The organism is Nocardioides epinepheli (assembly GCF_037936805.1).
Lineage (GTDB): Bacteria > Actinomycetota > Actinomycetes > Propionibacteriales > Nocardioidaceae > Nocardioides.
Genome location: NZ_JBBMMC010000002.1, coordinates 284,096 through 297,155 on the forward strand (window position 1 = coordinate 284,096; position 13,060 = coordinate 297,155).

Sequence of the window (13,060 nt, forward strand, 5' to 3'; positions counted from 1 at the left end):
CGGTAACGTTCTGTTCACCGACGCGGGGTGGAGCAGCTCGGTAGCTCGCTGGGCTCATAACCCAGAGGTCGCAGGTTCAAATCCTGCCCCCGCTACGAATTTCAGGCTCGGAGATCGTGGATCTCCGAGCCTGAAAGCATTTGAGATTTGATCAGACAGCCAGGAACCGGCCAGAAACTCGGCCGAGGAGCCCTCCCGGAGCCCCAGCGCGGGGAACGGCATGGGATGTCATGGAGTGCCACGGAGGCGCGCGGAACGGCCGGCGCACCTACTGGTCATGGACACGAACACCAACCTGAGCGGCCTGGAGCCGCTGCTGACCATCGAGGCTCTTGCCGAGTACCTCGACGTGCCGGTCACGACCATCCGAGACTGGCGTACCGATGGCAAGGGTCCCTGCGCGATCCGCGTGGGCGGACGAGTCCGCTTCGCGGTGAGCGACGTTCTCGGCTGGCTGGCCGAACAGCGCGAGGTCGAGCCGGGTCGCGGACGCGATGGACGGTGATGAGCCATGCCTAGGCCCCGCACCCCGATCGGCACGTTCGGCGAGATCTACTACGAGAAGGCACCCGGTGGACGCTTCCGCGCCTTCGCTCGGTTCCGTGACCACGACGGCCAGCTCCGGCGCGTTCAGACTACGGCGGCGACGCAGCAGGCGGCAGCCCGCAAGCTGAAGGAGCTGCTCGCCGAGCGGGCCGAGCAGAGTGTCGGACAGGGGGAGTTGTCGGGAAGTAGCTCGTTTCGGCACCTCGTCGACGTCTGGCTCGCCGACCTCGACCTGGAAGGCAAGCTCGCGCAGTCCACTCGCGACCTCTACGAGCGCAACATGGAGAAGCTGGTCATGCCGGCCTTCGCCAACTACACGCTGCGTGAGATCACTGTGCGCAGGGTCGACCAGTTCATCAAGACGCTGGCGTCGACCAAGAGTTACAGCACCGCAAAGCAGGCCCGCACGGTCTTGAGCCTCGCGTTCGGGCTGGCGGTTCGATACGACGCGATCCCGCGCAACCCGGTCCGCGACACCGTCCGGTTGCGGAAGCCGCCGTCGCAAGCCCAGGCGCTCACCGTCGAGCAAATCGAAGTGATCCGAACGGCGGCGCGCAGTTGGCGTCGTGGTGCGGGCTTCTCCGGCCCGCCACCGGACGGCCAGTTGGAGCAGATCATCGAGGTCATGCTCGGTACCTCGGCTCGCATCGGCGAGGCACTCGCGATCCGCAAGTGCGACGTTGATGTCACGGTCTCCCCGGCCACGGTCCGCATCTGCGGAACCATCGTGTCCCCGAAGGGCAAACCTACCCATCGCCAACACCACCCCAAGACGCTGAAGTCGACGCGGACCGTCTCCGTGCCGCCCTTCGTTGCCGAGGTGCTCCGTCAGCGGCTGGTCGTGGTCTCGGACGAGGGGCCGGAGCACCTGATCTTCTTCAGCCGGAACCACACTCCACTCACCACCAACAACGTCCGCCGTCGCCTGCGGGCGGTGTTGGAGGAGGTCGAGATCCAGGGCGTGACTCCGCACTCCTTCCGCCGCACGGTCGCCACATTCCTCGATCGGGCCAGCGGTCCCGATCTCGCAGCCGAGATGCTCGGGCATACGTCGTCGAAGATCACCAAGGAGCACTACATTCAGCCTGACGAGCAGGTTGATCCAGTCACCGCCGACATCCTGGAAGTGCTCGCCCCGCAGAATAGGGACGAGCCATGAGCAGTGAGATTGGGTAAGACGAGCCGTTGCGCTCCTCCTTGTCACAGGCTGGGCGGCTCGTACGCAGGCTCGCTCTGGCGCGGAGTCTTCAAGGAACGACTTTCGGCCTCGCGTTCGGCGTGGGTGCGCGGCATGACGCGCTTGTTCGCGGGGACGTGATCGCGGAGCGACTGGACGGTCACCGGCACCGAGGGTTGAGCCGGCGCTGAGGTCGCGGGCGTCTCGCGGCGCTCTTCCTGCATCGCGGCCAACGCGGTCTCGACGGTGGCGAGCTGCTTTTCGGCTTGGTCGAGGGCTTGGCTGTGTTTGAAGGGCTGGCCGATGCGTTGGGCTGCTTCTGCCTTGGACCGTTCGGCTTTGTCGAGGTCTTCGTGGACGTGGGTGAGCAGGGTGGGGATGGCCGAGACGCGGTTCTCGATGCGCTGGACGAGGCCCACTCCGCCGGCCAGGAACTCGCGCTGGGTGAGCGTGAACGACGATCGCGGGACTCCGGCGAGGCTGGTGGTGACGTTGAGGATGCCCATGCCGGGGCTGGTCCTGACTTCGATGTCGAAGCCGCTGATCTTGCCGATGACGCCGTACTCCTGGCCTCGGTAGGTGGGCATCCACTGAAGCCGGTTGGCCTGCATCCAGCGGTCGAGGGCGTGGGCGGCGTCGGCTCGGGAGGTGTAGCTACGACCGTCGAGGGTGATGCGGAATCGGTCGCCGCTGGTGTCGGTGACCAGCGGTACGGCTGCTTCGAGGGCGGCGATGTGCTCGGTGAACCGTGCGATCTCCTCGTCGGCGCGACGTTCGGTGTGGGTGAGCATGTTCTGGTTGCGCTCGTGGGCGCGTTGCAGACGTCGGAGCTTGGTGACTTCGCTGGTCAGGGTGGAGTGCTCCAGCAGCAGTGGGTTGCCGGAGCTGAGTGCTTTGGCTTCGGCGGCTGAGAGTGCGCCGGGGTCGATCTCGTCGATCTCGCGGGAGTCGATCCGGCCGCGCATGACCTGGGCGATGAAGGTGGCCTTGCGTTCGATGGTCTGCCACATGAAGGCGTCGAAGGACCGCTCGGTGACGAACCGGACGATGGCGATCTCCTCATTCTGGTTGCCTTGCCGCAGGATGCGTCCGTCGCGCTGGGCGAGGTCGGCTGGCCGCCAGGGGCAGTCCATGTGCCATAGCGCGACCGCGCGGGCTTGGACGTTGGTCCCGACTCCCATCTTCTCGGTCGAGCCGATGAGCACGGAGATGTGCCCAGCGCGGGCTTGGGCGAAAAGCCGTGCCTTCTCGCCGTCGTTGCTGGCCTCGTGCATGAATCGGATGCGGTCGCCGGGGACGCCGCGTTCGTTGAGTTGCAGGGCGAGCTCGTCGTAGGCGTTCCACTTGTCGGGGTTGGGGGTGCCGATGTCGCAGAACACCAACTGGAGTGCCCCCTTGATCGGCGAGGGCTGTCCGGTCAGTGGGTCGAGGTACTCGTTGTCGCGGGTGCGTTCCCACACGGCGGTGATGGCGTCGGCGGCGACGTCGACCTTGGTGGGGCCGGAGGGACGGTTGGGCAGCACCATGCGAATGTCGAGGGCGGCTTTGCGGCCGTCGGTGGAGATGGTGAGCATGTTGTCTTCTTCGGGACGGACTGCCTTGTTCGCCACGGCCTCGGCCCGTTCGCCGAGCTGTTCCACGAATCGCTCGAGTTCGGCGGTTGGCTCGACCGGGACTGTCGCGGCGGCGCGCTGGCCGTCGTCTCGTTCTGCGAGGGTGGGGATGGGCAGGTCGAGGTCGGCGGCGGTCTTCACGTCGGCAAAGACCGACCACATTCGCAGCATCTCGGGGACGTTCTGGAACTTGGCGAACCTTGTCTTGAGCCGGAAGGCGCCGGTGGGTGACATCTCCATCTGGGTGACGGTCTGCCCGAAGGTTGCGGCCCAGGCATCGAATGAGCCGATGCCTGCGGCGTCGAGTAGGTCGGGGCGCAGGTAGCGCTGCATCACGAACGCCTCGGTCACGCTGTTGGCGATCGGGGTGGCGGTTGCGCCGGTGACCACCCGTGAGCGCCCGGAGGCGCGCAGGTACTCCAGCTTCATGTGCAGGTCGGCGGCACGAGCCGAGCCGTCGATGGCGGCGTCGCGGATGTTGGAGTCGGTGGCGAGGTTCTTGTAGAGGTGCAGCTCGTCGACACAGAGGTAGTCGATGCCGGTGTCCTCGAAGCACACGCCGTCGTCGCGGCTGGTGTCGATGCGGGACTCGATCTTGCTCTCGGTCTGGAGCAGCTTGCGCTGGATGCGCTTGACCGTCATCGCCTGCCCGGCCTCGGCGTTGTCCAGCACCGAACGGAGGTGGTCGACCTGGGCGCGCACGTAGTCGTCCTGGGTGGACTGACGTAGCGGGACCTTGGCGAACGCGGTCTGGGTCAGGATGATGCCGTCCCAATCGTTGGCCGCTGCCTTGGCGACGAACTCGCGGCGCTTCTCCGCCGACACGTCTGACGACGATGCTGCCAGCACCCGGGCTTGGGGGTAGATCTGCAACCACTCGCGGGAGAACTGCTCCAGCATGTGATTGGGCACCACGATGACCGGCTTGTTCACCAGGCCCATGCGCCTCATCTCCGAGACGCCGATGATCATCTCTGCGGTCTTACCTGCCCCGACTTCGTGGAACAGGCCGGCCGAGGGTTCGGCGATCATCCGTGCGACCGCGGCGCGTTGGTGCTGGCGCGGGGTGAACCCCTCGGCCACGCCGGGCAGGGTCAGGTAGTTCCCGGCGTCGGTGTAGTCGCGCAGCACGATGGAGTTGAACCGCCGGTTGTATTCGGTGACCAGCCCGCGTGCGCGTTCCGGCTCCTCCCACACCCACTCGGCGAACCGCTCGGAGAGCGCGTCAGCCTTCTCCTGCGCGGCCGTTGTCTCGACCGGGTTCAGGACCCGCCGCTTGCGTCCGTCGATGTCCTCGAACTCGTCGTGGACCAGCACGGCCCGCTGCTCCATGACCGCTTGGGCGAGGTCGGGGGCGGGACGACGGACGGTGCCCCACTCGCTTGTGGCGAGCAGGCCACCGCGGCCGCCACGGACCTCCCACATGCCCGGCAGCGGGTTCTCCACCTTCACGTCCTCGGCCCGCAGAAGCTCGTTGAGGAACGCCTGGTGGACCTCGGCGCTGATCCACACCGCCCCGAGCTTCGCGGTGATCTCGTCTGCACCCAGCGTGGGCGGCATCACCGCCTCCAGCGCGGCCACGTTGACCCCGAACTCCGGTTGCTCCTTCGCGGTGGTGCGGGCTTGGTCGAGCTTGGTTCGGACATCCCCGGAGAGGTACTCCGGTGCATGGACCAGCGTCTTGGTGTCGGGGTCGGTGAAGACCAGCCCGGCCAATGCCTCACGGGCCTCGTTCTCGTCCAGGCCGAGGAGGTCGGAGATCATCGGCAGGTCGACACCTCCGGTCTTGTCGAGGCTGACCGCGATTGCGTCCGCCGGGGTGTCGACGCCCTGGATCTCGGGACGTGGTGCTACGACCCGACGACTCATGATCGCTGCTGGGGTGGCGACCTGCTCCACGTCGTCGAACTGCTCCAGTGCGAGCACGAGCGCGCCGAACGGGTCGGTTCGCAACAGCCGGATCGCTGGCGGCACGATCCGGGCGTAGGTGTCCTCGCCGTTCTCGTCCATCCGTCCGGTCCGGCGCAGCGTGAACCTGTTGATCGGTCCCCACCGGCCGACGTACTTGCGGTAGTCGCGGCTCAGCGTGGCCCGCGCGGCGGTGATCTCCTCAGTGTCCTCAGCGGTCGCGCCTTCCAGCGTCAGCAGGTGGGAGGCTTGATCGCGCAGTTCCAGCAGGGCACGCATCTCACTGGCGGCGTTCTTGGGCACCTTGACCGGCTCCAAGAGACCGTCCGTGACCGTGGCGAACGTGCCGTCGGGTTGGGCGACGAGGCTTCCCGCCCACAGGTCTTCCGCCGCAACTGCACCGGTCACGGGGTGGCCCGGACCTCTCATCCCGGCTGCGGGTTCGGCGGCGGTCATGGTCAGGTCGTTGCGGCGGGCCGTGAACGTGATCTGGTCGAGCGCCTGGGCGAGGTCGTCCTCCAACCCGTCAAGGTTCCCGGTGACACGCAGCATCGGGACGCCATAGGTGCTGGTCCCGGTGCTCACTTCGCCGAGCATGTGGTCGGGGTGGGTGTCGAAGTAGGTGTTGATCTTGATCTCGTCCCTACCACCGGGGCCGTCGATCTCGACCGGGATCACGTTCTCCCACTCAGGGGAACGGACCGGCTCGCCGGGCAGCCGGCGACGGAACAGCAGCAGGTCGGTCAGCACCGTGGTCCCGGCGGCACGCTGGAACGCGCCGTTGGGCAGCCGGACCGCGCCGAGCAGGTCGGCCATCTCCGCCATCGCACGCCGGGCGCCGGGGTTCTGGGAGTCCATCGTGTAGTGACTGGTCAGCACGGCGACCAACCCACCCGGGCGGGTCAAGGCGAGCGACTTGACGATGAAGTGGTTGTGCATACTGTGCCGACCGGCACCGTGGCCTGGGTTGTGAACCGGGTCGTGGAGCTTCACGTCCGAGAAGGGGACGTTGCCGATCGCGGCATCGAAGGTTCCCGTGCGGATGCGGGTATCGGCGAACGACTCGGTGCGCACCTGGGCGTGTGGGTAGAGCGCACGGCTGATCGCGGCGGTCAGCGGGTCCAGCTCGACCCCGGTCACCCGTGCTCCGGCCGGGGCCATGCCGATAAAGGTTCCCGCGCCACTGCCGGGTTCCAACACGCTGCCGGTAGTGAAGCCGAGTGAGCCGAGTGCCCGCCACATCTGGCGCACCACCAACGGGTCGGTGTAGTGCGCGTTGAGCGTGGTGCGCTCCGCCGCCGTCCACTCCTCGTCGGTGAGCAGGCCGCGCAGCTCGGTGTGCTGGGCGGTCCAGTTGCCCTTGCTGGGGTCGAACACATCGGCCACCGCGCCCCAGCTCGACCAGCGGGCGAGCGCTTGCTGTTCCTGGGCCGTCGCAGGCCGCTGCTCGTCAGTCAGCACCCGCAGGAGACGGATGGCCTCGATGTTCGCGGCATAGCGGGCCTTCGCGCCCGACGGTGCGAGGTCGTCCTGACTGGCCGGGACGAAGCTCGGCGCAGGGGTGGGGTCTAGCGGACTTCGCGCAGGAACCGGAGCGTGGCTGCCTCGGCCATCGTCGCCTGGTTCTCGGCGAGGAACTTCCGGGGAATCGGTGCCTCCACCAAAGAGGTCAAGAACTCCGGCGTCACCGCCCAGGTCCTGGCCTTGTCCTCCAGCTCCGCTGTCGAACCCATCAGGTCCGGGCAGTCCTGAATCCGCTCCGCCCAGGAGATCAGCGCCTCGTCGGTCGGACGGGTCTCCTCCCACTCCTCCCGGGCCTCGGCCAAGGTCAACTCCGGGGCTGGTGTCCACACCAGTTGCGCCATCACGACCTCCTCTGCGGTCCGGGTCGCTGCCTGGAGTCGGGCGACCTTCTCCCGGTAAGTCTCCCTCGCCGGGTCCGGTCCAGCCAACAGGCGCGCCAGATCGCTCACCTGCCCCTGCACTTCCTCGCCCAGGTCGGTGAAGAACGCCGTCGGGTCCTCCAACGCCCTCACCCTCCTCGGGGAGCAGCGCTGCCAGTGACTCATCGCCAGTCGCGCGTACTTGTTCATCGGCTGCCTCGACTTCCTTCTGCTCGACGAGCTGCGGGACCGGTTCCTCGGCGTGTGATTCCTCGCCCCACAAGTCGAGTGTCAGTTGGCCCTCGGCGTCGTATCGCGTCCGTCCGCGCCCCATCGCCCTTCACCTATTCGCCTTCGTTGCGTGCCGGTCCCGCGACCCGAGCGTGGAATCGTTCCTCGGCCAGACGGCGCTGTTGGAGGTCGTCGTTGACGAACTGCACGAAGTCCTCGGCACGGTTCTCGATCTCCCGCTCTGGTGCCGGCGCAGGCAGAGACTCACCCGGCCAGGTCGTCTGGCGGGTGGGACGGTCATGGTCCAGCCGCGTGCCGCACGTTGAGACCCACTCGCGCAGGCGTGCGCGTGTTTCGGCGAAGTCCTTGTGCCAGGTCAGCGGCATGGACGCAGACGAGTCCGCGTCGTAGCAGGACAACCAGTGCAGGTGGAGCGCCGACAGTTCCCAGATCAGCTCGTCGTGGCGGTGCCAGAACGGAGGCACCACCGCTGGCGGGAGGCCGTACGCCTTGCGCAGCCACTCCACCCAGTTGTTGAGGCTCAGCCACTCGGGCCGGGCCTCCTCGGCGGTCAGAGCGTTCCAGTTGAGGGGCCGAAGCTGCTCCTCGTGGCCGTCAACGTCAGGCTCGGGCTCGTCGCTCGGCGGAGCCGTGTCGAAGAACGATGTCATCGGGTCGCCCGTCTCAGAGGCCGATGGCCTGGCTGGTGCCCAGTGCCGTGGGGCGGGCGCTCGGGCTTGGCTCGTCCACCTCGGCCCGCTGCGCGGCGGGCCGGTCGACGGAGTAGCGGGTGCGGGCGGTGTCGTGACCGATGCGGCGGGCGACGAACTCCTCGCGGGGCACGGCCTTGCCGCTGCGCTCGACCTCGTACTCGTGGATGTAGCCCGAGGCGACGAAGCTGTCGCCCTTGCGGAACCGGGAGTTCGCTCGCACGGCGCTGGCCCCGTAGATCACGAGGTCGTGGTAGCTGGGCTCGAGCGGGGTGAAGGTCCCGTCGGTCTCCTTGCGCGCGTGCTCGACCCCGATGCGCATGTAGCACCGAGCGACGTCATCGCGGGTGTGGGTGAGCTGGGGGTCGGTGGCGACGAACCCCGAGAGGCTCATCTGGGTGGGGATGCTCATGACTGCTACTCCCTGCTGTTCGGGGCCGCCGGGCCGGTGGCCGCTCTCGGCAGGTAGGTGCGCGCCAACACCCGTCGTTGTCATCCGGCGCCAACGCCGGGTCAGCGTCGGCGCAGGGACTCCTCTACGCTGCTGCGCTCAGTACGCAGTGAGGTGGCGTCAGGGCGGGTGGTCCACGGGCGCAGGTCGGTGACCAGCGGCGGAGCCGAGCGAAGCAGGACCAGCCCGGTGCCGAACGGCAGCGTGCGGATGGTCTCCGGTGGCATGACCGGCACGCGCCGGGTGGAGCGTTGCAGGGAGCGTGAGCCGTAGTCGCCCACTGAGATCGTGTCGGTGTGCTCGTCACGCTCGCCGATGAGGGCGGAGAGGTCTTGCAGGTCGCGTGCCGATGCGGTTCCGCCGAGGATCACCTTCACGATGGAGGCGTCCCAGATCGCCCCGGCAGCGTGGTCTCCCCATTTGTCGCGTGCCTGGGACAGCGACTGGAGAACCGGCATGGTGGTGATCCCGGTCCCGCCGCCTTCGGCCATCAACACCGGCAGGGACGGCAGGGGTGAGAGGTTGCCGATCTCGTCGAGAGCAAGCAGCAGCGGCGGGTCGAGACGGGCGCCCGGTGAGCTCGCGGCCAGATGGCGTGCGGTCTCCACCAGGTCTTCGATGAAAGCCGCCACGAGCGGCCACGACGCACCAGCACCGGCACCGGTCGCCAGCAGGTAGAGCGTTCCGTTGTAGGTCAGGAACTCGGTCGGGTCGAACTCCTCACCCGGCTTCGGTGTTACCGCGTCGAGGACCCGGGGATCGGCCAGGCACGACAACGCGAGCGAGACTCCCATCCAGATCGAGTCCCTCGTCCGGGGGTCGGCGTGGATCATCGACTCCAGCGAGTCCGCCCACCCGGGAGCTGCGCTGGGGTGGCTCGACAACACCGCTACCGCGTCGGCTGCCGACGACGGCGAGAGCGTCCAGCCGAACAACTCCCGAGGACTGCGCTGGTCCAACGCGGCAGCATGAAGCAGCGCCTGCAACGCGGTACGGGTCTTGCCCTCCCAGAATCCACCGGACTCCACCCCGCCCGAGGTCAGCCCCGTGGCCGAGGCGAGTCCCGTGGCCCGGATCATCGCCGTCAGCGGGTCCTCACACCCACGCACCGGCGACCAGCGCAACCCCGAAGGCAGACCGTCCGCGAGGCGCTGCGGGTCGAAGACCGCCACGGGTCCCTTGCGCTGGCGAGCGGTGATGGTGGCGGCGGTGTTGTCCGGCCTGGTCGCGGTGGTGACCACCGCACCGGGAGCATCCAAGATCGCGTTGATGACGACATGCAGCCCCTTGCCGGAACGCGGCGGCCCCAGAAGCAGGATCGAGTCCTCCACCGAAGCCCACACGCCCCTGCCACGCGACCGGCCCAGCAGGTAGCCGACGTCGGCCGCTGACGGCTTCGCCAGCGACGGCCGCAGGGTGCTGGCCCGCTTCAGCAGCGCCTTCTCCGCCGCGGCGCTGGCGACGTCACGGACAGTGGCGACACCCGCCAGTCGGCGTGGGTCACGCGACGACTTCTGCCTCGACCCCGAGACCAGCCGCCATCCACCCCATGCCGCCCCGGCAACCACGGCCAGCAAGAGCGCGACGACAGGCCAGTAGACCCCGAACGACAGACCGGGCACGCCAAGCGCCACACCCGGAGCACCAGCATGGGTCAGGACACCGAACCCGGCAGCGATGCCGCCGGCCGGGAGCGGGTTCCCGGTCACGAAGGCGGCCAGGACCCCGGCAAGCCAGAGCACCGCCGCGAGCGCCGCAGCGGAGGCGACCAGGATCAGGCCGAGGTTGACCAGCTCGTCGTCGACCCCTCGACTCGAGCGAACGCGCGGGTTCACGCCCGGCTCCCACTGACAGCGACGAACCCGGAAGCGCGACCCAGCAGGACGACCGTTCCCGGCCGTGATGCCAACAGCGCGGCAGGAAGCCGCAGCCGAGCACATCCATCGGGGCCAGCGGTCTGGTGGGCCACCACCACCGCGACCGCAACCTGCTCATCGGGAGCGAACCCGCTGCCGCCGACCTCCAGTCGGCCGTACTCGACCGCGCTCGGCTCGACTGATGTCCACGCGGCGGAGGGTGGTTCGGCTGCCACCAGGACCGGTGCCGGCCCCGGCGTCTGCGGTGGGGGTGGCTTCACGATCTCGGTGAACACTGATCCGTCGACCTCACGGACCTCGATTCGCACCGGGCACCCCAGGTCAGTGGTGACCTGCTCGATGAGCGGTCCGAGCGCTGAGCGACCCTCGCCCGCGCCAGCCGGAACGGGGTGCGGCTCACCGTTGAGCGTCACGTCCAAGCGACCGCCACCGGCCTCGGTGGCCGTGCCCGCATCGCCGATGGTGATGGACAGGAGTGGGAGGACCACCGGCACCCGGTCGGCCTCATGTGCCTTGTGGACACGATCCTCGGCAGCGACGCGAGTGCGGCGGCTCATCACAGTGCCACCGCTTCAACCGTCGCCTTGCTGGGCGACCGGACTTCCGAGCTTGTGCTCACGCCGGGAGCCCGGCGGCCGGTGCTGCGTGCCTGTGCGAGTGCGTCCCGGTCCAAGCCCGGTGGTGTGCCGTCGCCGACCTTGGACGTCTCAAGCTGGTCGAGGATCTTCACCGCCGTGCCACGCACCCGCTCAGCCGTCGATTGCACGACTTCGACCGGAGTCTTGCCGGGCACACTGGAGGCCCACGATGCGACGTAGGGGATGGTGTAGTCATCGGTTGCCAGCCCGTGAGCGGCACCGACCATCAGGGCGACCGACTCGGCCTCAACCTCGGCGATGCCCCGGTGCATCACCGCGTCGGTGTTGTCAGGTCCGTGCAGCATCACATGCCCCAGCTCGTGCGCGAGCGTCTTGACCTGGGCGGCGTCGTCCATGTCGGTGCGCACCGAGACCTCGTGGCTCCCGTAGTCGGTCAGACCGTTGGCTCCACCGATCGCCTGCGCGTTGGAGACCAGCCGCAGCTCGAAACCGCGCGCGACGACCTGAGTGGCCAGTCCGTCCCACAGCCCCTCCGGGGCTTGTCCCTGAAGAAGCGTGGGCTGCTTCGTCTCGGGCACCGGGTCGCCGTCGGTCTGGGAGATGTCAAAGACATAGGCGGGACGCAGGCCGACCAGCTTGGACCGAACGGTCTCGCCCCACGCGGGCCGCTCACCACGCCCGAGCCGCCGCCATGAGTCCTCCACCTCGGGAGTGGCCGAAGCGAAGCGAGCCGTGACGGGGGCGAGAATCTGATAGCCCGACTGGCCCTTCACCACGCTGCGGCCCATGCTCAGCCACTGCTTGAACCCGGCGACGTAGGTCGGCATCGGGTCAGGGACGCGGCCATTCTCGAAGGCGGCGTAGTGCTGGACGTAGATCAACAGCGTGTTGTTGAACGAGCGGGAGCGGAACCTCGCCGCGAACTCGATCGCTCGCTTCCAGTCCTCACCCGAGACCAGCCCACTGACCGCCTCGGTCAGCCGCTCGTGCAGGGCCTCCAGCTTCGCATCCTGCTCCGCACGGGTCAGCCGCGTCCTCGTCGCCATCGTGCCCTCCTGCCGTCGGTTCGTTCCGAACGTCAGGTGCGCGAGCACCACCCGAGCCGTCGCGCGAGGGTCAGGTGAAGCACGCGCCGCCGATGCAGTCGACCGCCAACGCGGCCTCGTCAAAGAGGGTTCCTTGACCGGCGTCGATCTGCCGCTCTGCATCCGAGCGCAGGTCGGCCTCGCGCAAGGGGATGCGGGCGGAGTGCAGGAACATCTGGCCGGCGAACGCTGCGCCTCCGCGTGCGTTGAAGGCCCCGCCATCGCGGATGTGCTCATCGAGCTCGCAGGCGCGATCCCACAGGTCTGGATGCTGGTCCTTCAACGACGCCCACCGGGCGTTGCGCGAGTTCGGGCAGAACCAACACGCGCTCCTGGGAGGCGTCGGGTGCCCGTTGTCGGCGAACCAGCGGATCGTGTCGCTGCGGCGGAACGCCAAGCCGAAGTCCTTGATGAGCGGCCAGACGTTCACCTGCCACGGATCGAATCCCGCACAGTCACATCGGTCACAGCCCGGTCGATGACCACCAACGGCACCAGGGCCGTCGCCTCCGCCGCGCTGTGCCCGGAGCCGCGAATGACCGCACCGGCACTCGGTCGTCTCCTTGCACCGGGCGATCTCATCGACGGAGAACCCGAGCCATTGCTCGACCAGCATCCGCTTCCATGCACCACGCTTGCCGCCCCGTTCGTTGGCCAGCCGCTTGACCTCGCGGGTCACGACCCTGCGTTTGAAGTCGTAGGAGCAGCGATAGCCGAGCACCTTCCCCGCGCTCCCGTCCGGGTTGAGGACGTGCGCCGGTGGTGTGGGGTTTGCTGGTGGTTCGCACAGGTGACAGCAATGCAGCCTCCAGCGACCCTGCGGACACCCGGATGAACGGGATTCCCGCTCGGTCGAAGTGGCCCTGGACGTACTCGGCGTAGGCGTAGGTCTCCGGCAACTCGCCCTCGGTGTCGGCGAACACGACGGCATCGAGCCGGGGCAATAGCCCAGCCACCGACATGAGAGCAAGGGCCGCCGA

General features: G+C 68.1%; 10 protein-coding genes and 1 tRNA gene. 3 read left to right on the top strand and 8 right to left on the bottom strand.

Annotated elements, in window-relative coordinates; all coding sequences use genetic code 11:
- Positions 1-21 precede the first annotated feature (21 nt).
- The 3 genes from WMR31_RS04745 to WMR31_RS04755 all read left to right on the top strand — a co-directional run bounded on the left by WMR31_RS04745 (position 22) and on the right by WMR31_RS04755 (position 1,705).
- Positions 22-95 (top strand) — tRNA-Met (locus WMR31_RS04745).
- A gap of 182 nt (positions 96-277) precedes the next feature.
- Positions 278-505 (top strand): helix-turn-helix transcriptional regulator, encoded by a 228-nt coding sequence (locus WMR31_RS04750; RefSeq protein WP_340537622.1) that lies wholly within the window; start codon positions 278-280, stop codon positions 503-505.
- 6 nt (positions 506-511) lie between these two features.
- Positions 512-1,705, top strand: a complete 1,194-nt coding sequence (locus tag WMR31_RS04755; protein WP_340537623.1) for a tyrosine-type recombinase/integrase — start codon at positions 512-514, stop codon at positions 1,703-1,705.
- A gap of 41 nt (positions 1,706-1,746) precedes the next feature.
- Here WMR31_RS04755 and WMR31_RS04760 read toward each other — a convergent pair whose 3' ends face one another.
- The 8 genes from WMR31_RS04760 to WMR31_RS04795 form a co-directional block, all read right to left on the bottom strand.
- Entirely contained in the window at positions 1,747-6,630 is a 4,884-nt protein-coding gene (locus WMR31_RS04760; protein WP_340537624.1) for a helicase-like domain-containing protein, read from the bottom strand.
- Positions 6,631-6,812: 182 nt separating this feature from the next.
- Positions 6,813-7,337 carry a hypothetical protein gene (locus tag WMR31_RS04765; RefSeq protein ID WP_340537625.1) on the bottom strand — a complete coding sequence of 175 codons (525 nt, stop codon included), beginning with the start codon at positions 7,335-7,337 and terminating at the stop codon, positions 6,813-6,815.
- Between the two features lie 134 nt (positions 7,338-7,471).
- Complete coding sequence (locus WMR31_RS04770) at positions 7,472-8,029, bottom strand: hypothetical protein (protein ID WP_340537626.1); 558 nt, start codon at positions 8,027-8,029, stop codon at positions 7,472-7,474.
- A 13-nt stretch (positions 8,030-8,042) separates the two neighbouring features.
- Complete coding sequence (locus WMR31_RS04775) at positions 8,043-8,480, bottom strand: single-stranded DNA-binding protein (protein WP_340537627.1); 438 nt, start codon at positions 8,478-8,480, stop codon at positions 8,043-8,045.
- A gap of 101 nt (positions 8,481-8,581) precedes the next feature.
- Positions 8,582-10,354 (bottom strand): type IV secretory system conjugative DNA transfer family protein, encoded by a 1,773-nt coding sequence (locus WMR31_RS04780; protein WP_340537628.1) that lies wholly within the window; start codon positions 10,352-10,354, stop codon positions 8,582-8,584.
- A complete protein-coding gene (locus tag WMR31_RS04785) occupies positions 10,351-10,953 on the bottom strand; it encodes a hypothetical protein (protein ID WP_340537629.1) in 603 nt (200 codons plus the stop codon). The genes WMR31_RS04780 and WMR31_RS04785 overlap by 4 nt, the downstream gene beginning before the upstream one ends.
- A complete protein-coding gene (locus WMR31_RS04790) occupies positions 10,953-12,089 on the bottom strand; it encodes an ArdC-like ssDNA-binding domain-containing protein (protein ID WP_340537630.1) in 1,137 nt (378 codons plus the stop codon). The genes WMR31_RS04785 and WMR31_RS04790 overlap by 1 nt, the downstream gene beginning before the upstream one ends.
- A 22-nt stretch (positions 12,090-12,111) precedes the next feature.
- Positions 12,112-12,759, bottom strand: a complete 648-nt coding sequence (locus WMR31_RS04795; RefSeq protein WP_340537631.1) for a hypothetical protein — start codon at positions 12,757-12,759, stop codon at positions 12,112-12,114.
- Positions 12,760-13,060 lie beyond the last annotated feature (301 nt).

Excerpts from the sequence above, each read along its gene's own strand:
- WMR31_RS04770 (WP_340537626.1), bottom strand. The coding sequence starts at position 8,029 with ATGACATCGTTCTTCGACACGGCTCCGCCGAGCGACGAGCCCGAGCCT.
- WMR31_RS04755 (WP_340537623.1), top strand. The coding sequence starts at position 512 with ATGCCTAGGCCCCGCACCCCGATCGGCACGTTCGGCGAGATCTACTAC.
- WMR31_RS04750 (WP_340537622.1), top strand. The coding sequence starts at position 278 with ATGGACACGAACACCAACCTGAGCGGCCTGGAGCCGCTGCTGACCATC.
- WMR31_RS04775 (WP_340537627.1), bottom strand. The coding sequence starts at position 8,480 with ATGAGCATCCCCACCCAGATGAGCCTCTCGGGGTTCGTCGCCACCGAC.
- WMR31_RS04765 (WP_340537625.1), bottom strand. The coding sequence starts at position 7,337 with ATGAACAAGTACGCGCGACTGGCGATGAGTCACTGGCAGCGCTGCTCC.
- WMR31_RS04785 (WP_340537629.1), bottom strand. The coding sequence starts at position 10,953 with ATGAGCCGCCGCACTCGCGTCGCTGCCGAGGATCGTGTCCACAAGGCA.